The organism is Streptomyces sp. NBC_00310 (assembly GCF_036208085.1).
GTDB lineage: Bacteria > Actinomycetota > Actinomycetes > Streptomycetales > Streptomycetaceae > Streptomyces.
The window spans coordinates 7,488,206-7,508,507 of the sequence record NZ_CP130714.1 but is presented as its reverse complement, the minus strand read 5'-3'; the positions used below and the strand labels follow the sequence as shown (position 1 = coordinate 7,508,507).

Annotated in this window: 18 protein-coding genes; 8 read left to right on the top strand and 10 right to left on the bottom strand. The window is 70.2% G+C overall.

Annotated elements, in window-relative coordinates:
* Window positions 1-70: 70 nt before the first annotated feature.
* The 3 genes from OG202_RS33015 to OG202_RS33005 are packed head-to-tail and all read right to left on the bottom strand — an operon-like array spanning window position 71 to window position 3,911.
* Window positions 71-538, bottom strand: coding sequence for a DUF742 domain-containing protein (locus OG202_RS33015; RefSeq protein WP_326577522.1), 468 nt, complete (start codon window positions 536-538; stop codon window positions 71-73).
* On the bottom strand, window positions 535-1,056 hold the full coding sequence (locus tag OG202_RS33010; RefSeq protein WP_326577524.1) for a roadblock/LC7 domain-containing protein: 522 nt from the start codon (window positions 1,054-1,056) through the stop codon (window positions 535-537). The genes OG202_RS33015 and OG202_RS33010 overlap by 4 nt, the downstream gene beginning before the upstream one ends.
* On the bottom strand, window positions 1,053-3,911 hold the full coding sequence (locus OG202_RS33005) for a sensor histidine kinase (protein ID WP_327727838.1): 2,859 nt from the start codon (window positions 3,909-3,911) through the stop codon (window positions 1,053-1,055). The genes OG202_RS33010 and OG202_RS33005 overlap by 4 nt, the downstream gene beginning before the upstream one ends.
* Before the next feature lie 405 nt (window positions 3,912-4,316).
* Here OG202_RS33005 and OG202_RS33000 point away from each other — a divergent pair, with 405 nt between their 5' ends.
* Window positions 4,317-5,102, top strand: a complete 786-nt coding sequence (locus OG202_RS33000; RefSeq protein ID WP_326577528.1) for a protein phosphatase 2C domain-containing protein — start codon at window positions 4,317-4,319, stop codon at window positions 5,100-5,102.
* A 15-nt stretch (window positions 5,103-5,117) separates the two neighbouring features.
* Here OG202_RS33000 and OG202_RS32995 read toward each other — a convergent pair whose 3' ends face one another.
* Window positions 5,118-5,612: a MarR family winged helix-turn-helix transcriptional regulator gene (locus OG202_RS32995; protein ID WP_326577530.1), complete on the bottom strand. Its 495-nt coding sequence runs from the start codon at window positions 5,610-5,612 to the stop codon at window positions 5,118-5,120.
* Window positions 5,613-5,884: 272 nt separating this feature from the next.
* Complete coding sequence (gene lon / locus OG202_RS32990) at window positions 5,885-8,296, bottom strand: endopeptidase La (RefSeq protein WP_327727840.1); 2,412 nt, start codon at window positions 8,294-8,296, stop codon at window positions 5,885-5,887.
* 283 nt (window positions 8,297-8,579) lie between these two features.
* Here lon and OG202_RS32985 point away from each other — a divergent pair, with 283 nt between their 5' ends.
* Both OG202_RS32985 and OG202_RS32980 read left to right on the top strand, forming a co-directional pair.
* Entirely contained in the window at window positions 8,580-8,909 is a 330-nt protein-coding gene (locus OG202_RS32985) for an ATP-binding protein (RefSeq protein ID WP_326577539.1), read from the top strand.
* Between the two features lie 61 nt (window positions 8,910-8,970).
* The gene (locus OG202_RS32980) at window positions 8,971-9,336 is read left to right on the top strand and encodes a hypothetical protein (protein ID WP_326577541.1); all 366 of its coding nucleotides are present in this window, start codon (window positions 8,971-8,973) and stop codon (window positions 9,334-9,336) included.
* 322 nt (window positions 9,337-9,658) lie between these two features.
* On the opposite strand, the gene iscB is transcribed toward OG202_RS32980, so the two are convergent.
* Entirely contained in the window at window positions 9,659-11,320 is a 1,662-nt protein-coding gene (iscB, locus tag OG202_RS32975; RefSeq protein WP_327727841.1) for an RNA-guided endonuclease IscB, read from the bottom strand.
* A gap of 75 nt (window positions 11,321-11,395) precedes the next feature.
* Window positions 11,396-11,902, bottom strand: a complete 507-nt coding sequence (locus tag OG202_RS32970; RefSeq protein WP_327727842.1) for an ATP-binding protein — start codon at window positions 11,900-11,902, stop codon at window positions 11,396-11,398.
* Window positions 11,903-12,048: 146 nt separating this feature from the next.
* Here OG202_RS32970 and OG202_RS32965 point away from each other — a divergent pair, with 146 nt between their 5' ends.
* Together OG202_RS32965 and OG202_RS32960 are read left to right on the top strand one after the other, a co-directional pair.
* Window positions 12,049-12,900: a helix-turn-helix domain-containing protein gene (locus tag OG202_RS32965; protein WP_326577545.1), complete on the top strand. Its 852-nt coding sequence runs from the start codon at window positions 12,049-12,051 to the stop codon at window positions 12,898-12,900.
* Window positions 12,788-13,105, top strand: coding sequence for a DUF397 domain-containing protein (locus OG202_RS32960; protein WP_328224003.1), 318 nt, complete (start codon window positions 12,788-12,790; stop codon window positions 13,103-13,105). Before OG202_RS32965 ends, OG202_RS32960 begins: the two co-directional genes overlap by 113 nt.
* 330 nt (window positions 13,106-13,435) lie before the next feature.
* Here OG202_RS32960 and OG202_RS32955 read toward each other — a convergent pair whose 3' ends face one another.
* Window positions 13,436-14,191, bottom strand: a complete 756-nt coding sequence (locus tag OG202_RS32955; RefSeq protein WP_328224002.1) for a hypothetical protein — start codon at window positions 14,189-14,191, stop codon at window positions 13,436-13,438.
* A 539-nt stretch (window positions 14,192-14,730) separates the two neighbouring features.
* Between OG202_RS32955 and OG202_RS32950 the strand changes: the two genes are divergently transcribed.
* Complete coding sequence (locus OG202_RS32950) at window positions 14,731-15,639, top strand: GNAT family N-acetyltransferase (RefSeq protein ID WP_328224001.1); 909 nt, start codon at window positions 14,731-14,733, stop codon at window positions 15,637-15,639.
* Here OG202_RS32950 and OG202_RS32945 read toward each other — a convergent pair.
* Together OG202_RS32945 and OG202_RS32940 are read right to left on the bottom strand one after the other, a co-directional pair.
* Complete coding sequence (locus tag OG202_RS32945) at window positions 15,615-16,454, bottom strand: rhomboid-like protein (protein WP_328224000.1); 840 nt, start codon at window positions 16,452-16,454, stop codon at window positions 15,615-15,617. The two genes, OG202_RS32950 and OG202_RS32945, sit on opposite strands and share 25 nt — an antisense overlap.
* Before the next feature lie 190 nt (window positions 16,455-16,644).
* Window positions 16,645-17,328 carry a TetR/AcrR family transcriptional regulator gene (locus OG202_RS32940; RefSeq protein ID WP_327727846.1) on the bottom strand — a complete coding sequence of 228 codons (684 nt, stop codon included), beginning with the start codon at window positions 17,326-17,328 and terminating at the stop codon, window positions 16,645-16,647.
* A gap of 422 nt (window positions 17,329-17,750) precedes the next feature.
* Between OG202_RS32940 and OG202_RS32935 the strand changes: the two genes are divergently transcribed.
* Both OG202_RS32935 and OG202_RS32930 read left to right on the top strand, forming a co-directional pair.
* Window positions 17,751-19,505: a glycoside hydrolase family 3 protein gene (locus OG202_RS32935; RefSeq protein WP_328223999.1), complete on the top strand. Its 1,755-nt coding sequence runs from the start codon at window positions 17,751-17,753 to the stop codon at window positions 19,503-19,505.
* A gap of 80 nt (window positions 19,506-19,585) precedes the next feature.
* On the top strand, window positions 19,586-20,260 hold the full coding sequence (locus OG202_RS32930; protein WP_326577556.1) for a spermidine synthase: 675 nt from the start codon (window positions 19,586-19,588) through the stop codon (window positions 20,258-20,260).
* The last annotated feature ends 42 nt before the right edge of the window (window positions 20,261-20,302 follow it).

The window sequence follows — 20,302 nt, the reverse complement described above, 5'->3', positions numbered from 1 at the left end:
GGGGGCGTCGTCGTCGACGCCCGGGGTGACGCCGGCCGAGGCGTCGGGGTTGACGCCGGCCGAGGCGGCGTCAGAGACGGCGGAGTCCACTCAGCACCCTTTCCAGCAGAGCGCGGTCCGGCTGTCCCGGTCCGTGACCTGTTCCGTACACACGGATCTTTCCCTGGTCCGCGAGATCACTGAGGAGGACGCGGACCACGCCGAGCGGCATCTTCAGCAGCGCGGCGATCTCCGCCACCGTCCGCATACGGCGGCAGAGTTCGACGATGGCCCGCATCTCGGGCATCACCTTGGTGTTGAGTGAACCATTCGCCAACTGGGGCCGCTCGGCCGGGGCTTCGAGTACGGCGACGAACGTCTCCACGAGGAGGACATGGCCGAAGCGGGTACGGCCACCGGTGAGCGAGTAGGGGCGTACGCGGGCGGGTTTGCGGTCGCCGCCGCGCACGGGGAGCTTCTTCGCGCCCTTCGGCGTGGCCGGCCGCTTCGCCGGACCGGGCTCGGGGACACGTGCCCCGCTCTTCGTCGGGCCGCTCATCGGTGGCTCCCGGCCGCCTCGGTCTCCTTCTGGGACTCGGCCTCCAGGGACTTGCGCAGTTCGCTGCGGAGTTCCGGGGTGAGGACGTGGCCGGCGCGGCCGACGAAGAGCGCCATGTGGTACGCCACCACGCTCATGTCGCAGTCGGGGGCGCCGTGCACACCGAGCAGCGAGCCGTCGCTGATCGACATCACGAAGAGGCTGCCCTCGGCCATCGCGACCATCGTCTGCTTGACTCCGCCGAACTGCATCAGCTTGGCGGCGCCGATGGTGAGGCTGCCGATGCCGGAGACGATGGTGGCCAGGTCGGCGGCGGAGCCCCGGGGGCCCTGGGGCCGCTCTTCCCGGGCCTGGCGGGCCTCGGCGTTTCTGCCGGGGTCGGAGGAGAGCAGCAGCAGGCCGTCGGAGGAGACCACCGCGACCGACAGCAGTCCCGGCACCTCCTCGACGAGGTTGGTCAAAAGCCAGTGCAGGTTGCGGGCTTCACTGCTCAGTCCGAAGGTAATGGGCGCGGTCAACTGCTTTCCTCCTCGGAAGTGCCCCCCGTGGTGTCAACTGCCTCTGTCCGGTACTCATGCGTCACGGGCATCCGCGTCTCGCCCGACTGCTCGGCGATCTCCGCCTCGACGTCGCGGCGCCCTTCCTTGGCCCCCTGGTGGAACCCGCCGAGCCGACGGCGCAGTTCCTCGGCGTTCACGCCCCCGACCCGTGGCCGGGGCGTCGTGGGCGTGGGCGCGGTGATCCTGGGCGTGCGCTTGGGCAGGCCCTTGTCGGTGAGGCGCGGGGTCTCCTCGGCCCGTGCCCCCTCCGTCCCGGCCCGTGACACCTCCGACGTGTGCGCCGCGTTCCCCTCGTCGGCGGCACGCTCATGGGTGTCGGGTTCGCTCGGGTACGGGTCGTCGGTGACGTCGGCGGCGATGTCCCCGTCGCTCTCCTCGTCGGCGCCCTTCCCCGGGGCCACCGGAGCGAAGAGCTCCATCGTCGTCTCGGACACGGACTCTGTCCCGGGGTCGTCGTCTTCCGGTACGACGGTCCCGGAGGCCTCTGCGGCCTCTGCGGCGTCGGTGGCCGTCCCCACGGCCTCCTTCGCCAGCAGTGCCCGCTCGGCCGCCTCGATGAGAGGGTCGCCGTCGCCCTCGGGCTCGCGTACGGCGACGGAACGGCCGGGCAGGACGTTCGAGTTGGCCTCGGCGTCCACGCCCGGCAGCGAGAGCGAGGGCGTGATCGAGACCGGGGTGCCCACGGGTACGGCGGGCGTGGGGGCCAGCAGCCCCATGGGCAGGACGACGACCGCCGCGGTGCCGCCCGAACCGTGCTGCTGGAGCCGGACCGGGGTGCCGAGCCGGTGGGCGAGGCGGGCCACGACGTACAGGCCGAGGCCGAGGCCCTCGCCGTCCTCCTGCTCGTAGGGCGCCTCGGGGTCGAAGTCGGTGAGGCGGGAGTTGAGCCTGGCGAGCCGGTCGGAGACGACGCCGATGCCGCCGTCCTGGACGGAGAGGGTGATCTCGCCGTTCTCCATCAGCCAGCCGGAGACCTCGACGGTCATCTCCGGCGGCGAGAACGACGTGCCGTTCTCCAGGAGTTCGGCGAGGAGGTGGCTGAGGTCGTCGGCGGCGAACCCGGCGACGTGCGCGCCCGGCGGCAGCGCGGCGATACGGACCCGTTCGTAGCGCTCGATCTCGCTGACCGCGGCGCGGACGACGTCGACGAGCGGGACGGGTCCGGCGTGGTGCTGGATGTGCTCGTGGCCGGCCAGCACGAGGAGGTTCTCGCTGTGGCGGCGCATGACGGTCGCGAAGTGGTCGAGCTTGAAGAGGGTGGAGAGCCGGTCGGGGTCCTGCTCGCGCTCCTCCAGGGACTCGATGACGGCGAGTTGCCGCTCGACGAGGCCGAGGGTGCGCAGCGCCAGGTTGACGAAGGTGGCGTGGACGCTGTGCTGGACCTTCGTCAGGTGGGCGGTGGCCTCGGCCAGTTCGGCACGCAGCCGGTCGCGGTCGTCGGCCATGGTCCGGCGCTGGCCGATGAGGTGCTTGCGGTCGCCCTCCAACGGCGCGAGCCGCTCGTGCAGCGCCAGGGCGTGCGCGTGGAGCGCGTTGACGGAGCGTACGACCTGGGCGAACTCGTCGTTGCGGCCGGTGAACTTGACCGGTTCCTCGGTGGCCGGGTCGCCGGCGACACGGGCGGAGCCGATGCGCAGCACCGCGAGCGGGCGGGTGAGGGAGCGGGCCATGCCGGTGGCGACGCCGACGGCGAGGAGCATCAGGGCGCCGAGGACGGCGATCCGGATCTCCAGCGCGGTGACGTCCTCGTCGCGCAGCCCGGCGAGGTCCTTGGTGCGCCGGTCGTAGAGGGAGGACTCGGCGCCGCGCATCAGGTCCACGCGGGCGGAGAGCGCCGCGCCGACCGTCTTCGCGCTGGTGCCGGCCTCGCTGTCGGAGAGCGTGGGCTGGTCGGTGAGGTCCGTCAGGTACTTCTCGGCGGTGTCGGCCTCGGGGCCGCTGACCGTGGCGTCGTAGGACGAACGGCCGGCGGCGGGCGCGGTCTCGCGGAAGTGGGCGAGGGCGGCGTCGGAGCGGACGCGGGCCTGCTGGGCGGCGGCGGTGAGCGCGTCGCGCTGTTTCGCGTCGGCGGCCGAGGCGCCGGTCGTGGTGGTGGGCAGCCCGGTGGTGGGGTCGATGACCGTCTCGGTGGTCGTCGGGACGCTGAGCGCGGCGACGAGCAGCCCTCGGGCGGCGGCGGCCTGCTGGACGGCGGTGTCGAGTTCGGCGAGGGCGTACGCGCCGCCGCCCGCGCGGGGCGGCAGCCGCTCGGCCAGTTCCTCGGCGAGGGCGTGGAGTTCGGTGACGACCGCGGTGTACGCCGTGTGCGCCTCGAGAGCGGTGCTCTTTCCGGAGAGCGCCGCTTCCCGTACTCCGGCGATGGACTCGGCGCTCTCGATGGCCTCCCGCAGCGCGGCGGAGGTGCCGGTGTCCGCCCTCAGCTCCTCGACCTGGGTGTCGACGCGGTCACCGCGCTGCTTGCCGGGCGCGGCCGACTTGGGCCGCCCGGCAGCGATGTACGCGGTGACCTCGTCCCGCTCGTCCGCCAGCGCGTGCGCGAGGGTGAGCGTCTCCTGGGTCTGCCCGGCGAGCGTGACCAGGCTCTGGGTGTCGTGCAGTTGCTCCGAGGCGGCGAGGATCGAGGGTGACCCGGCGCCCGCTATGGCGGCGGCCACGACGGCCACGGCCACGATGAGCCGGTTGCGTACGTGCGTCTTCCGGCCGGTGCCGACAGCGGGGGCCTGCGCCTGTGCCGTCCCCTGCTGGTTCGGGGAGGCCGCGGAGGCCTTCGAAGCTGCCTGCTTGCCTGCGCGCCGAGGCCGCGTCTTCTGCACCGGTGCTCGCATTCCTGACTCGTGTACCCATGGGCCGGGGTGACGATCCGTCGACTAGGCGAAGGACGTACGACGTATGTCGTGTGTCGCGTTCAGCCGTCCCCCCGGTACGGCTCCCGACCCTCCCAGTGCCGGTGGGCAGTGGTCCCGCATCATCAGTCCCGCCACCCGAAGGAGTGAACATGCCCGGGGAGTTGGCGGGCAAGTTCCTCCGGCTCACGCGGATGCCCCGTGCGGGGGGCCGGTTGGACGTCGGCGACGCGCTTTGACAGTATTCGCCGCCGCGCTTCACCGCTCACGATCATTCCATGCCAAACCCGGCGGCCCGTCTGGAGGGTCCGGGTCGTCCGGCGACCGTTGTCGGCCTTTCGCGGATCTTGCGGAGGGCTCGTGCAGACTGGCCGAATGCGCACGGAACTCGTCTCGGAGCCCGGTGACCCCCTTCGCCCCAACGAGGACTTCGCGTCGGTGGCCCTGCCCGCGGGAGGACAGGGCGGCGCCCTCGTCCTCCTCGACGGCGTGACCCCGCCGCCCGACGGCTACGGCTGTCGACATTCAGTCGCATGGTTCACTTCCCGCCTCGGCGGCACCCTGACCGAACTGTCCGTTTCGGAACGGGATTCGCCGTTGCCCGACGTGCTCTCACAGGCCATTTCTCGTACCGCCCGAGCGCACGTGCAAACCTGTGACCTTTCTCACCCGCGAACCCCGCAGGCCACAGTGGCCCTCGCCCGTTGGTCGTCAACGGCCGTGGAGTACCTGGTGTTGTCGGACTCGGCCCTGTTGTTCGAACGACCGGACGGCGCGGTGACGGCCGTACTGGACGACCGCCTCTCCCTGCTGCCCCGGGCCTCGTTGGCCACGGCCGCCATCGCCGACTCGACCGTCCGGAACAAGGAGGGCGGTTTCTGGACGGCGGCCGCCGATCCCGCCGTGGCCGCCCGCGCCGTGACGGGGACCCTCCCCCGCGAGGAGGTCCGGTCGCTGGTCGCGCTGACGGACGGGGCGACCCGGTGGGTGGAGACGTTCCGCGAGGGCGACTGGACGGACTGCTTCACCTTCGTACGGAAGACGGGGGCGCAGGGGCTGGTGCGGCGGGTGCGGGAACTCGAAGTCACCGATGTGGAACGCGAGTTCCTGGGCCGGAGCAAGACGCACGACGACGCGAGTGTGGTGTTCGTGGAGCCGTGAGGGCTCCGCCGCCGCTCAGCTCTCCACCCCGCGGTTCAACTGGTGCAACAGCTGCGCCAGTTGGGCCACCTCGTCCCGGTCCCATCCCGCGAGCTGCCGTACGTACGCGACCCGGCGGGCGTCCCGGACCGCCCGGAAGCGGGCCCGGCCCTCCTCGGTGAGGTGGACGAGCCAGGCGCGGCCGTCGGCGGGGTCGGGTTCGCGGGCGATGAGGCCGAGGTGTTCCAGGGCGCGGAGCTGACGGGACATGGTGGCCTTGCCGACGCCGATGTAGGCGGCGAGTTCGGTGGCGCGGAGGCGGCCGGCCTCGTCGAGGCGGGCGAGCAGGCCGTAGGCGGCGGACTCCAGGTCGGGATGGACGGCCCGGGCCATCTCCCCGGACTTGGCGCGGGCCCGCCGCAGCAGGACCGTCAACTCCCGTTCCAGCGCCAGGAACGCCTGGTCCATACCACCCACCGGCACGTCGGTCCCGCCCTCGCCGCCGTCACCGTTTCCGCCCTCGTCGTGCACGTCAGCGCTCCTGATTCCGATTCCGGGTTGCTGAAAGTTTCCGCCAGGGCCGCCGTCGCGGGTGACGCCGTTCAGTATTTCGCAGGCGGGGGCCGACACCGACCGCCTCGCCCCCGCGCGCTTCGGCACGGCGCGCACGACCGCCCGTGCCTCCCCTCCCCGCCCGCCCATGGGAAAGGCCCGGGCCTCCCTCTCGGGGACCCGGGCCTTCACCCGTCCGGCGGGCGTCCGTCACACCACCGCCGGAGCCTTGGGGAACCGCCGTCCGGGGATCACGCGGCCACCGGCACCTCCACTCCCGCCGGGGCGAGCGCCAGCTCCAGGACCTGGCGGACGTCGGTGACGGCGTGGACGTCGAGCTTGTCGAGGACCTCGGCGGGGACGTCGTCGAGGTCGGCCTCGTTGCGCTTGGGGATGATGACGGTCGTGACACCGGCCCGGTGCGCGGCGAGCAGCTTCTGCTTGACGCCACCGATGGGCAGCACACGCCCGGTCAGCGAGACCTCACCCGTCATGGCCACGTCCGTGCGGACGAGCCGGCCGGACAGGAGCGAGGCGAGGGCCGTCGTCATGGTGACGCCTGCGCTCGGCCCGTCCTTCGGCACCGCGCCCGCGGGGAAGTGGATGTGCACGCCCCGGTCCTTCAGGTCGGCGACGGGCAGCTCCAGCTCCGCGCCGTGCGAGCGGAGGAAGGAGAGGGCGATCTGCGCGGACTCCTTCATCACGTCGCCCAGCTGGCCGGTGAGGGTCAGCCCCGCCGCGCCCGTCTCCGGGTCGGCGAGCGACGCCTCGACGTACAGCACGTCGCCGCCCGCGCCGGTGACCGCGAGCCCGGTCGCGACCCCCGGCACGGCCGTCCGCCGCTCCGCCGGGTCCTGGGCCGCCTCGGGCACGTGGTGCGGTCGCCCGATGAGCCCGCGCAGGTCCCCGTCGGTGACGGTGAACGGCAGCTCCCGCTGCCCCAGTTCGTGCTGGGCCGCGACCTTGCGCAGCAGCCGCGCGACGGACCGCTCCAGGTTCCGTACACCCGCCTCGCGCGTGTACTCACCGGCGAGCTTGCGCAGCGCGCTCTCGTCGAGGACGACCTCGTCGGCGCCGAGCCCGGCCCGGTCCAGCTGCCGGGGCAGCAGGTGGTCCCGGGCGATGACGACCTTCTCGTCCTCCGTGTACCCGTCCAGCCGGACGAGCTCCATCCGGTCGAGCAGGGCCTCGGGGATCGCCTCCAGCACGTTGGCCGTGGCGAGGAAGACGACGTCGCTCAGGTCCAGCTCGACCTCCAGGTAGTGGTCCCGGAAGGTGTGGTTCTGGGCGGGGTCGAGGACTTCGAGCAGCGCGGCGGCCGGGTCGCCCCGGAAGTCGGAGCCCACCTTGTCGATCTCGTCGAGCAGGACGACGGGGTTCATGGAACCCGCCTCCTTGATGGCCCGGACGATACGACCGGGCAGGGCGCCCACATACGTACGCCGGTGCCCTCGGATCTCCGCCTCGTCCCGTACGCCGCCGAGCGCGACCCGGACGAACTTGCGCCCCATGGCGTGCGCCACGGACTCACCGAGGCTGGTCTTGCCGACACCGGGCGGCCCGACGAGCGCGAGCACGGCACCGCCGCGCCGCCCGCCGACGACGCCCAGCCCCCGGTCCGCGCGTCGCTTGCGCACGGCGAGGTACTCGGTGATGCGCTCCTTCACGTCCTCCAGCCCGGCGTGCTCGGCGTCGAGCACCCGCTGGGCGCCCCGGATGTCGTAGGAGTCCTCCGTCCGCTCGTTCCACGGCAGTTCGAGGACGGTGTCGAGCCAGGTCCGGATCCATCCGCCCTCGGGCGACTGGTCGCTCGACCGCTCCAGCTTGTCGACCTCCTTGAGCGCGGCCTCCCGGACCGCCTCCGGCAGATCGGCGGCCTCGACGCGCGCCCGGTAGTCGTCGGACTCCTCGCCGTCCTGCTCGCCGTTCAGCTCGCGCAGCTCCTTGCGGACGGCTTCGAGCTGCCGCCGCAGCAGGAACTCGCGCTGCTGCTTCTCGACGCCCTCCTGGACGTCCTTGGCGATGGTCTCGGCGACGTCCTGCTCGGCGAGGTGGTCGCGCAGCTGCTGGGTGGCGAGCTTCAGCCGGGCGACCGGGTCGCCGGTCTCCAGGAGCTGGATCTTCTGATCGGTGGTGAGGAAGGGCGAGTAACCGGAGTTGTCGGCGAGCGCGGAGACGTCGTCGATCGCCTGCACCCGGTCCACGACCTGCCAGGCGCCGCGCTTGCGCAGCCAGCTGGTGGCAAGTGCCTTGTACTCCTTGGCGAGTTCGGCGACCTGCCCGGGCAGCGGCTCCGGCACGCTCTCGTCGATCCTGGTCCCCTCGACCCACAGGGCGGCACCGGGCCCGGTGGTCCCGGCCCCGATCCGCACGCGGCCGAGCGCGCGGATGAGCGCCCCGGGGTCCCCGTCGGCCAGCCGTCCGACCTGCTCGACGGTCCCGAGCACACCCGTGCTCGCGTACGCGCCGTCGATCCGCGGCACCAGCAACACCTTCGGCTTCCCGGGCTCCGCCCGCGCCGCGGCCTGCGCGGCCTCCACCGCGGCCCGTACATCCGTGTCGTTGAGGTCCAGCGGCACCACCATTCCCGGCAGCACGACCTCCTCGTCGAGCGGCAACACGGGCAGGGTGAGCGGTGCGGACGGAGCGTACTCAGTGGCCATGATCTCCCTCTCGACAATCAACTTGAGCTACATGGACTCAATGCATGTGAGCCTCCCGATGTTCCCTTGCAATGTTCGCTATCAGCGATCACGCCTCGGCTACCTTTGACAGCGAACCTTGCGAGGCCGATTCAACGTCGCGAGGATCTGAAGACGGACGGCTCCCTACGCCGCCCCAGACCCAGGCTTGCCAACGACGCCGAGGAAGCCTTCCTCGCGCCGGACTCAGGGCGCAGCCCTGGCTGATCAAGGCGGCCACCGGCGCCCCAGAATGCGGGCGAAGATGGCCGTCGCGAAGATCACCCGAAGCGATCTCATCGTCGACGCCATCGGGATACCGCCGTCCGTACGAGCCGCCGCCGAGGTGTTCTACCGCCCCATCGACGCCGCCTACGAACACCGCTCGGTGATCGTCGCCTCGAACCTGCACCCAGATGACTTCGATTCGCTCATACCTAAGACGTTGGCCGCAGCCGTCGACCGGCTTCTGCAACTCGCGCACCTCGTCCTCACCAAAGGCTCCAGCCTCCGGCTGATCAGACCAAAACAGCCAGGGTGTCATCCCGCTGACCGAGCGCGGCTGAACTCAGCCCCAGATTCCGTGAACGCATGACGCGGGAGGCCATGAGCCGATAAGAAGTATTAATAAGGTATAACACTTCTTAGGAGTCGTCATGGATGACAGCAAGTTCAACGAGCTCAGAGTGCGAAAGCTCAAGATCCTCAGCGAGTACTACGAGGAGGACATGAAGAGGCGCGAGAAGCTGACAGCCGATCTGGCGGGAGTCGACCGAGAGATGGCTCTGTTGGCGGACACCAGCCTCGCCCTGTCTTGCCTGGTCCGGAACACGCCAGGCCCGAGGCAGACCGTCTACCACTCGGCCGACGCCACCTGCGACCGCGTCCGTGATCGCAGCAACTTCGGCGAGCACTCAGAGTACGAGGCACTCGAAGAAGTGGGCGACTACTACCTCAAGCGATGCACCGCTTGCGACTGGGAGAAGGCAGCGGAGATCCACGCACAACGCGGATCAGCGTGAGCCACGCTCAGGCACTTGAGACACATCCAATCGCACGATTGGAAGTCATACCGGACAGGGAGATCAACCGTCCGCCGGCAAGGACCTGAAATGCCCGTTCACCCAATGCCCTACTTCCGTTGACATGCGCCCACGCGACCGACGCTCCATGTACGCAGAGCTACGGACTGACACTTCTCGTGGCGGCACGACGTTGGGCGCGTAGAGCCATCCTGCACACGGCCAGGGTCCACCATGCGATGAAGCAACCCAGGATCCGGCTCCTGCACCAGCGATAAGGGTGGACAGCCGGTGGCTGTATTGCCCCGTGGCCGCACGCCCCTCAAAACTGCTCAGATCCTGGCCGCATCTCCTCTCTCCTTGTGGTGTAGCCGTATCCGTCGGCCCGTTGGAGCAGGCGGAGGTTTGCATGGCTCGTGTCGGCGTAGCCGCCAGGAACGGAAACGCGGTGGCGTCCGGTGGCACGTACGGCGACACGGCCGATGTGGACGCCCGCATACTTTCCCGTGAGGATGTACGCGCCGACGAGGTCGCCGGTGGCGAAACCGTAGTGATGCTTCTTTCGGGGAAGCCGGAGCCGAGGGAAGCCGTGCTTGTCCGTGCGGGTGCGGGAGTAGCTACCGCGCCCGGTCACCTTCACGACGAGCACAGTATCGGGATGCCGGACGATGCGCGTGGTGCCGTCGATCTCGCCGACCGCGAGGGCATCCAGAGTGTGGGTCTTTGCCAGGTGCTGGGTGACGCGGTTGTACTTGGTCCGGCCACCGGACCAAGTACAGAGGGGCATGCCCAAACTCCTGAGTTCGCATACCAGTTGCCAGCGTGTCGCGTTCATGACGGCCGCGTCCCGCAGGGGAGCCTTCGCCTGCTCGAGCAACTTCGCGAGCCGGGCAGGCTTCTTCGCCAGGAACTCCTTGAGTGGTTGGGCTGCCTTGGCCCGGTTGCACGGACCGCAGGCCAGGGTCAGATTCGAGATGCGATCGGAGCCACCACGTGCCCTGGGCTGGATGTGCTCGATCTGCAACGGGGTGTTCGCCGCCCCGCAGTACGCACAGGTCCGCCCCCATTTCTCCAGCAGGTACTGCCGGACCTCGTAGCCGGCCAGGGTCCCCTGCTGGTATTCGGCTCCTTCCAACGCCTTCACCCCCAGACTCAGCGCATGAGTGTCGAACGCAACCGACTCGACATGCACCTCCTTGATAGGGAACAGGCGCATCAGACGGGTGACCTGACCGACGGTGGAGTCCACGCGATGGCGTAGGGACGGTGCCAGCCAGCCCACGGGTCGGATGCGGTTGTCGAAACGCGGGGCGCGATGGCGCAGGTTCGCCGTGCGTCGTCTGCGCCTGTAGTTTGCCCGCTGCTCCATGGCCTTACGGATGGTGGCGCCCCGGTGCTGAAGCTCGACCGCGTACAGGCCTCGCCGCACCGTCGAGAATCCACCCGTAGCCCGGTCCAGCGCGGGGCTGTCGGCAGTGATGGCGAGCCCTGTCCCCTTCGAACCGGGATCGATCCGGATCGCGACCCCCTCCACCTCGGAGTCATCGAGGAGTCGATCTTTGATCCGGATCGTGAACGGCGTGTAGCGAGCGACCACCGCGCGGCCCTTGCGCAGCATTTCACGTGCCCGAGCCGGATGACACGGCATCAGCGGGCGGCCCCGCTTGTCCAGAACCGGCACCAGCTGCGCCCCGGCGCGCTGCCCGGTCGTGTCGTTCTTGCCTGGGTAGATGCTGCCGTCACCGGCAGCGGTTACTGCCCCGGACGCCGAAGCGGTGGGGTCGTGTCGCCGCAGGCTGGACGGTGATGTGCCTGCGGTCTCCCCTCGCCCATGTTCCACACCGGCTGCACCACCCTGGCGGGTCGTGCGCCTGCGGCCCGTTTCGTCCCTGCTCCCAGGGTTGTCTGCGACCGCAGGTTCCAGAGCCTGCCGCTGAGGAAGCACGGCAGGGTGGGTCTGCTCACCTGCATGAAACGTAGTCATCGAACTCACCTCGATTCACTGATGACTTGAGCTGGACACTCTGGGCCTGCCCCATTTGGGGCAGGCCCCGGCTTTTCAGGCCCGGAGCGAGTGACGATCTCTCCCTCGGCAGTTTGGGGGAACTACGCCGACCACGTCGCCGTGTACGCCTGGCTCCGCACCTCCGGCCTCCAACTCGAACCAGACGACCTTCCCATGATCTCTGCCTGCCTCCCGCCCCAGCGCGAAGCTGCCCCATGCGTCCGCACACAGGTCGACGAGGACGAGTCCTCGCCCGCCGTCCGCTTCCGGCGCGGGGCACCGCGTGGGGCGCGGGAGGAGCGGGCCCGTGTCCCAGACGCTGCCCCGGAGCCGCTTGTCCGCCCACCTCAGCCGCACGGAAGCTGGTCCCGGCGCGTAGCGGCAGGAGTTGGAGAGCAGCTCTGAGGTCAACAGGACTGTCGTGTCGGTGAGTTCGTGGAGTCCGTGGCGGTCGAGTACGAGCCGGCCGGTGGCCCGGGCGATGGCGGGGGCGAGCGGGTCGTGGGGGACGTTCAGGGTGTACTCCCACTCGGAGGGGGGTTCGAGCAGGCGTTCGTTCACGGCAACTCCTTACGACGTATGGATGCTGAGGACTCAGTAACCGGCCCGACACTCACCGTAGGACAACAGGGAAACATCTGCTACCAGTTCACATTATTTCTCTTACAAGTGGACCCGATCGTGTGTCACGGGCAAGACTGTCACCCATGCCACCCAGGACATCTCCGACCGTGCGACAGCTGCGACTGGGAACCGAACTGCGGCGCATGCGCGAGCAGTCGGGGTTCAGCATCAGCGACGCGGCGGCCGCTCTCGGCGTGAGCCGCACGCACATCACCAATGTGGAGCTGGCTCGCTTCGGGGTGAGCGAGCAGCGCGTGCGCACCCTGGCCTCGATCTACGACACCCCGGACCAGGCTTACGTCGATGCGCTCGTGGGCATGACCCAAGACCGCAAGCCCGGGTGGTGGGAGGAGTACCAGGGACTCATCGCCACCGGCGCACTCGATCTCGCCGAGCTGGAGTTCTACGCGACGAGCCTGCGCGTATTCGTCGCCATGCACGTGCCTGGACTTCTCCAGACGGAGGAGTACGCCCGTGCCGTACTCGCGGAGAAGGTGCCCGCCTGGCCCGGAGCCGAGCTGCGCCGACGACTCTCTCACCGCATGAAACGCCGCGACATCCTGGATCGGGACAACCCACCGACGTGCATGTTCATCATCCACGAGGCAGCGTTGCGACTGCACTTCGGTGGACCGGACGTCATGCGCTCCCAGCTCAAGGAGCTGATCGAGTCGTCACGCCGCCGGAACCTCACCGTGCGCGTCATCCCCTTCAGCGCAGGCGGCTTTCCAGTACCCGGGCTCACCGTGTCATACGCGTCCGGACCGGTACCCCAGCTCGACACAGTGCAGCTCGACACCGCGAGCGCAACGGAATTCCTCGATGCGCAGACCCAGTTGTCGAACTACCGTGTGCTCATGGAGCGCATCACCAAGGCGGCGCTTCCCGCGAAGGAGTCACGTGAGTTCATCCGCTTCATCGCACAGAGCATCTGAAGGCGGGGACATGTCCAAGTTCGTCTGGCAGAAGTCGTCCTACTCTGGGTCGGGGGACAACAACTGCGTCGAACTTGCGGCGGCGGAAGTAACCCTCGCCCTCCGCGAAAGCGAGGCCCCAACCGTCGTACTCCACACCCACCACCCCCAACTAACAGCCCTCCTGCACCACATAAAGGCGCACGCACCCTCCACGCGCCCCTGACCGGCGCGCGGGCGCCGCTCGCACCACCGGCACACCGCCCCGCCCCACACACCAGCCGCCACCAGCAGATCTCCGCACGCCGGGGCATCATCAGCTGCGCCTCCGGCACCGGCAAGACCACCGCCCTCTCCCAGCTCGGGCGGGCCCACGAGATCGCCGTCCGCAAACGCCACCCACGCGCCCGCGCCCGGCTCCCGGTCCTCTACGTCACCGTCCCGCCAGCCGCCACACCGAAGATGCTCGCCATGGACTTCCTCGGCTTCTTCGGCCTGGACTTCCTCACCCGCTTCAACATCACCCACGTCGTCAACGCCGTCTGCAGCTGTCTGGCTAGCCACCGGAGACTTGCCGCCATCCGGCCGCGAACGCCCACTTGCTGTCTGGGGCGTAGGAGCGTGGTCCTGTCACCTTGGCCGTGTACTTGGCCTCTGTGGTGACCTTCCAGTCACTGCCATCCCACTTGAGAATCAGGTTGGTGGTCTCGTCCCTCAGTGGGTCGTCGTCAGCGCCTTTGCCGCGGATAGTCGCGAACCGGTCGTAGGACATCCACACGACGACAATGTCTCCGCTCTTGTCGAGTGAGCGGGTGAGGACGGCCTTCACGTTGGTGCTGAAGGTGATGCCGTCGGGGGTTCCGCCTGACGGCGGCAGTCCCACGCCTTCGCGGAGCTTCCTCACCTCGCTGACGCCCTGGTCGATCGTTTCCGGGGAGTCTTTGGCGGCGATGGCTGTCCACTGCTTGTGGGCGATCACGTCGTCCAGCAGATCAAGGCCCTCCCAGTAGGAGACTGCGGCGGATGTGGCGCCGAATGAGGAGTATTCGAAACCGGTACCGATACCGTCCGCGTTCGACTTGGGCTTGAGCAGCGACAGGCGGGGAGCGGTGGCTGGGGTGTACTCCTTGACCTTGCGCGGCGACTCGGTGGTGCTGGACACGCTCGGGGACGGCTTCGCTTCGGTCCCACGCTCAGTGCTCCCGTCGCCGAGCGACGTGACGGCGAAGACGCCGCCGGCGGTAAGGACGGCCCCGGCTGCGACCCCGATACCGAGGAGCCTCAGCCGCGCTGTACGGCCGAAGTCCGCCATCACGCCCCCGTCGTCATGGAGTAGGAGCCACAGACGAGGCCAAATGTCACGCCGATGCCGACGGCGGAGAGGACCGACTTGCCGCTCGAAGCGAGCTGAGCGCGTTCCGTGTTGTGTCCGATGTCGAGCAGATCGATCAGTTGGTGATTATACGCGCGCCTAGATCCGCCCGCAGCAGCTCGCAGCATGTGGGCAGCCCGATCAGGCCGAGAGACGCCAAGAGTCATCGACATACTGCAAGTCAAGCACGCCAGCCAGCGGCAGCGCCGTGAACGGATCTTCTACGCAAGAGAGTTGCGGCATCAACCATTGAAATGCAGCCACTGCCACAAGGCAGTGATCGACGAGTGGCTACACGCTGACAAGCCTTGCCCACTCTCGCCTACGAAACCACGCAGCAACGCACGGAAAACGCAGACTCAAGCTGCAGAGAATCCGGGCCCACACCGCAGCCCATCTCTTCGTCCCGCACCTAAGCAACCGGTCGCGATGCAACGACAAACGGCACCGGACACCAGGGGACGGAGAAGGGGTTCTCGGTGGTCGACGAGGGGGCGGAGGAGGCGACGGTCCGGAAGGTCGCGGAGGCCGTCACAGGCACCGCACCGGCGTATGGCTCAAGGGCCATCGCGGAGTCGTCGAGGGTCGCCCCCGTCCCCGATGGCTATCGGCTGCGCACCTGGTCGCGCGGGGGCGTGACCCGGGTGATAGTGGCCGCGCCGGACGGCTCCCCGGCCGCGCGGGGCCAGATCGGCCCGCCGGGAGCTACGGCGGTCGTCGACCGGGCAGAGACGTCCCCGGCCCACCGCCGCCGCGGCCTCGGCACCCTCGTCATGCGGAACCTCACACGGGCGGCGCTCGCACGGGGCGCGGAGGCAGGGGTGCCGGGTGGAACACCGGACGGGCGGGCACCGTACGGGTCGCCGGGGTGGAGGGTGGATGCGCCGCTGACGAGCGCGAAGTACTTGATCCGGCGTCGTCTCGGCTACCTCCCCCAGGAGTTCGGCGTGTTCCGCAGCTACACGGTCCGGGAGTTCCTGTCGTACGCGGCCTGGCTGCGTGAGATGCCGGGCGGCCGTATCCCGGAGGCGGTGGCCGGGGCGGCGGAGGCCGTCGGCCTGCAGGACCGTCTGGGCCACCGGCTCCGCACGCTCTCCGGCGGGATGAAGCAGCGCGTCGGCATCGCGCAGTCCATCGTCAACTCGCCCACCCTGCTCCTGCTCGACGAGCCGACGGCCGGACTCGATCCACAGCAGCGGTCGGACTTCCACAGCCTGGTACGGCGACGGGGACGGACCGCCTGCGTGGTCGTGTCGACGCACCTCATGGAGGACGTGGAGGGCGCCTGCGACGACGTGACCGTCCTCTCCCGCGGCCGCGTCGCCTTCCACGGCCCGCTCGACGCCCTCGACGCGGCCGGCGGCTACGCGGCGGTCGTGGCGGCCTGAGCCCGACCCGCGCCGCCCCGCGGGAGTCCCCGCCCGCCCGGGCCGGCGCGCCGCCACCGCCGCACGACCGGCCACGTCGCCACCCCGATCGCCAAGGCCAGCAGATGCCCCCAGTTCGTCATCGGGTCCGTGAACGCGATCAGGTCGTCCACCAGCATCCCGCCGAACCCCAGCAGAACCGGCCACCGCAGCCACGGCGACACCAGCCCCGCCAACGCGCCCACACTCGCCGCCACCCCGAAGCTGACGCCGTAGTCGAGGCGGTGGAGGGAGCTTGCGGGGAGGTGGCCGGCCAGGACGGCGAGGCCCACCGGGACCTCCGTCGCGAGGGTGGCGAGGATGTGGCCCAGCAGGAAGACACCGGCCGTGCGCCAACCGCCGATACGGCGTTCCAACGCGGTCAGCACCAGCAGAAAGCCGGTCGCGTACGGGGAGCCGACCCCGCCCGCCAGCCACAGCGCGCTCGCGAGCAGCACGAGCACCGGGGACCGGACCAGGTGCGCCACATCCGTACTGGAGCCCTGGTGCAGGGCGTGGACCAGGGCCGGGCCGGCGTGCTCGGCGACGAGCGAGGTCATCACCAGGACGGTGGCGTAGCAGAAGGTGAAGGGCGTGCCGACGGGGGTGGGGAGCAGCCGCCAGGGGCGCGGGAACGGGGAGCGGGTGGACCGGGCGGGCGCGCTTGGTCCGGGTCCCGCGGACTCCTGTTCCGCGACCGGGGCGGGTGCCGCCACCGGCGCGGGTGCCGCACCCGGCTGCCGCGGGATGCCGTCGAGGACGGGCCCCGCGGTCTCCACGGTCCTGGCGGCATCCAAGGCGAGGCGCTCCTTCCGTTTCGCCTCACCCTCGACGCCCCGGTACGCCCTTGTCTGTGACCCCCGCCACCCCCGACGCGATTCACAGCAACCCGACAGCACGACGACCCGTCGGTCCTGCAGCCCGGCGACCCGGCGACCCGGCAGCCTGCCAGCCCGCCAGCCCGCCAGCCCGCCAGCACGACGGCTTCTACGGGACCTCCGCGCCGATCCCCCGCAGGACGCGCTCCGCATACGCCCGGAACCGGCCCGCCATGTCGAACCCCTTCGGATCCAGCACCCACTGGATCTGCAGCCCGTCCATCACGGCGGCCAACTCCTGCGCGACGGCCACGACATCCGTGTCGGCCCGTAGTTCACCGGTGTCCACGCCCCGCCGCAGCACCCGGGACATGGTGCCCACCACCTCGGCGTACCGCTTGACGAAGTACGCGTGGGCGGGATGCCCGGGGTCGCCGGCCTCGGCGGCCAGGATGTTGAACATCCGGGTGCGGCCCAGCCGCGCGCAGTTGTACTCGGCGAGTTTCACGAGCGCCTCGAACATCTGGGCCACCGACTCGAACTCGCGCGAGAAGAACCGGTGCCGATCGGTCTCGTCCACGCGTTCCAGCACCTGGACGAGGAGGTCCTCCTTGCTGCGGAAGTGGTGCAGCAGCCCGCCCTGGGTGATGCCGACGTCCTTGGCGATCCGGGCGAGCGAGGAGGCGTGGAAGCCCCACTGGGCGAAGTGCTGGACGGCCGCGTCGAGGATGCGCGACCGCCGCTCGTCCCCGACGGCGTACGAGCCGCGCGCACCGGAGCTTTCCGGCCTCCGGCCCCCGTCCCCTTCCGGCCCGCCCGCACCGGGCCCCTCTGACCTCCGGTTCCGCACCATGACCGTCACCATAGTCCTCGCCGCACGGCCCCGAAGCCCCTCGCTAACCGGCGGTTACACGAGTCATCACCCCCTCCCTTTCAAGCCATGTGCCGCGTGATGGTGGCCACTTGTCCAAAACCTAGTGCCCACTCGGTTTTGCTGTTTCCCTGAACTCGCCTGCGCGGCGCCGATGCCGCCCTCGTCCCTCGTCCCCCGTCCCCCGTCCCCCGTCCCCCGTCCCCCGTCCCGATCATCGCCCCGGGCCTGCCGGCCGTCGGAGGCAACGGCTCCAACTACAGCGCCCTCTTCCTCTTCGGCGCGGTCGCCTCGATCCTGGGCGCCCTCGCCGTCCGGTTCGTCCGTTCGGTCGAGTAGCCCCCGCACCGGCCCGCCCGCACCGCGCACCCCGCTCGGCCACCGTCTCGCGCAAGGAATCCCGGATGTCCACAGCCCCGTACCGCGACCCGAACCGTCCCGTCGACGAGCGGGTGGACGACCTGCTGGGCCGGATGACCCTGGCGGAGAAGGCGGGTCAGCTCTTCCACGCGATGCTGACGATGAACCGGGACGGGACACTGGCCGAGGCCGGCGAGGGGTCGTTCCTCCGGCACGGTACGTACGAGCTGGTCACGCAGGGCCATCTGACCCACTTCAATCTCTTGGGCCAGTACGGGGTCCGGGAGACGGCCGAGTGGGTCAACCGGCTCCAGGCCCTCGCGGCGGACACCCGGCTGGGCATCCCGGTCACCCTCTCCACCGACCCGCGCCACTCGTTCACCGACAACCCGGGCGCCTCCTCCGGCTCCGGTGCCTTCTCGGCCTGGCCCGAACCCCTCGGCCTGGCCGCGATCGGCGAACCGGAGCTGGTGGAGAGGTTCGGCGACACGGTCCGCCGCGAATACCTCTCCGTCGGCTTCCGCGTCGCCCTGCACCCGCAGATCGACCTCGCCACCGAGCCCCGCTGGTCCCGCCAGTCCGGCACCTTCGGCTCGTCCGCCGAGGTCACGAGCGCGCTGGTCCGGGCGTACGTACGCGGCCTGCAGGGGCCCCGGCTCGGCCCGCGCTCGGTCGCCGCCATGGTCAAGCACTTCCCCGGCGGCGGCCCCCAGCAGGACGGCGAGGACCCGCACTTCCCGCACGGCAAGGACCAGATCTATCCCGGCGGCCTGCGCGACGACCACCTCGCGCCCTTCAGGGCGGCCGTCGAGGCCGGCTGCTCCCAGGTGATGCCCTCCTACGGCCGGCCGGTCGGCGTGGCGGACTGGGAGGAGGTCGGCTTCGGCTTCAACCGGGACGTGCTGACCGGGCTGCTGCGCGAACGCCTGGGCTTCGGCGGCGTCATCTGCACCGACTGGGGCCTGCTGACCGATACGTCCATCGCCGGCGAGCCGCACGAGGCCCACGCCTGGGGCGTCGAGCACCTGACCGTCGCCGAACGCGCCGCCAAGGCCCTGGACGCGGGCGCCGACCAGTTCGGTGGCGAACAGTGCCCCGAGGTGATCGTCGAGCTGGTCCGCTCCGGCCGGATCCCCGAGGAGCGGATCGACGCCTCCGTACGCCGGCTCCTGCGCGAGAAGTTCGTCCTCGGCCTCTTCGAGAGGCGGTACGTCGACCCGGACCGCGCCGAGGAGACCGTCGGCGCGAGCGAGTTCACCGCCCTCGGCGAGACGGCCCAGCGCCGCTCGCTCACCGTCCTGACCAACCACTCCCTCCTCCCGCTCACCGACCGCCCGAACCTCTACGTCGAGGGCGTGGGCGCCCAGACGGCGTCCCTGTACGGCAATGTCGTGACCGATCCGGCCCACGCGGACGTGGCCGTGCTGCGGCTGCGCACGCCGTACGAGGAGCGGCCGGGGGTCTTCGAGTCCTTCTTCCACTCCGGGTCGCTGGCGTTCGGTGAAGAGCGGCTGAAGGAGATCCTGGCGCTGCTGGAGGCCGTGCCCACGCTGGTCTGCGTCAACCTGGAGCGGCCCGCCGTACTCCCGGAGATCGCCGCGAAGGCCGCCGCGCTCGTCGCCGACTACGGGGCCAGCGACGCGGCCCTGCTCGACGTGGCCTTCGGACGGGCCCGGGCCGAGGGCCGGCTGCCCTTCGAACTGCCGCGTTCCATGGCGGCGGTGGAGGCGTCCCGCGCGGACGTACCCAACGACACCGAGGATCCGGTCTTCCCGTACGGCCACGGCCTGGCGCTCTGATCACGCCAAGTCGTGGCGGGTCGTCACCGGGGCGCCGCAATTCGGCCGCCCCCGCGCCACGGACACGTAAGGATGGGGGGATGCCCATCACCGACGAACCCGAAGTCATCGACCGGCGCGAGGGCCCCTACGGCGAGGTCGTGCTGCGGCGGCACGGGGAGCTGTTGCAGATCATCGCCAACGGGTGCTTCCTGATGGACACCTCGGACGGCCGCTCGGAGCGGCTGCTGGTCGACGCCGCCCTCGACGCGCTGACCGGCCGTTCTCGGCCACGTGTGCTGATCGGGGGCCTGGGCGTCGGTTTCTCGCTCGCCCACGCCGCCGCGGATCCGCGCTGGGGAACGATCACGGTTGTCGAACGCGAACCCTCCGTCATCGAGTGGCACCGCGCGGGACCGCTGGGCGAGGTGTCCGCCGGAGCGCTCGCGGACCCCCGTACGGACATCGTGGAAGCCGATCTCGTCGCCTACGTCAATGAGACGTCCGCCACGTTCGACGCGCTCTGCCTGGACATCGACAACGGGCCCGACTGGACTGTCTCCGAGGCCAACGAAAACCTGTACTCACCTGCCGGATTGGCAAGCTGTGCAAGGGTGTTGAGGCCTGGTGGGGTGCTTGCCGTGTGGTCGGCGCAGCCTTCCGCGGAATTCGAGGAAACCTTGCGGAATGCCGGGTTCCAACAGGTGCGTACCGAAGAGATCCCGGTTGCCCGAGGAGTTCCGGACGTGGTGCACCTCGCTGTCCGACCTGGATAGCCCTGGTGCGGTGACTGCCCGTACCCTGCTTGCCTGACGCCG

Coding starts and splice junctions, on each gene's coding strand:
- OG202_RS32985 (WP_326577539.1), top strand. CDS start 8,580: ATGGCCGTCGCGAAGATCACCCGAAGCGATCTCATCGTCGACGCCATC.
- OG202_RS32980 (WP_326577541.1), top strand. CDS start 8,971: ATGGATGACAGCAAGTTCAACGAGCTCAGAGTGCGAAAGCTCAAGATC.
- iscB (WP_327727841.1), bottom strand. CDS start 11,320: ATGACTACGTTTCATGCAGGTGAGCAGACCCACCCTGCCGTGCTTCCT.
- OG202_RS33000 (WP_326577528.1), top strand. CDS start 4,317: ATGCGCACGGAACTCGTCTCGGAGCCCGGTGACCCCCTTCGCCCCAAC.
- OG202_RS33015 (WP_326577522.1), bottom strand. CDS start 538: ATGAGCGGCCCGACGAAGAGCGGGGCACGTGTCCCCGAGCCCGGTCCG.
- OG202_RS32960 (WP_328224003.1), top strand. CDS start 12,788: ATGCGCAGACCCAGTTGTCGAACTACCGTGTGCTCATGGAGCGCATCA.
- lon (WP_327727840.1), bottom strand. CDS start 8,296: ATGGCCACTGAGTACGCTCCGTCCGCACCGCTCACCCTGCCCGTGTTG.
- OG202_RS32955 (WP_328224002.1), bottom strand. CDS start 14,191: ATGGCGGACTTCGGCCGTACAGCGCGGCTGAGGCTCCTCGGTATCGGG.
- OG202_RS32930 (WP_326577556.1), top strand. CDS start 19,586: ATGCCCATCACCGACGAACCCGAAGTCATCGACCGGCGCGAGGGCCCC.
- OG202_RS32965 (WP_326577545.1), top strand. CDS start 12,049: ATGCCACCCAGGACATCTCCGACCGTGCGACAGCTGCGACTGGGAACC.
- OG202_RS32940 (WP_327727846.1), bottom strand. CDS start 17,328: ATGGTGCGGAACCGGAGGTCAGAGGGGCCCGGTGCGGGCGGGCCGGAA.
- OG202_RS32935 (WP_328223999.1), top strand. CDS start 17,751: ATGTCCACAGCCCCGTACCGCGACCCGAACCGTCCCGTCGACGAGCGG.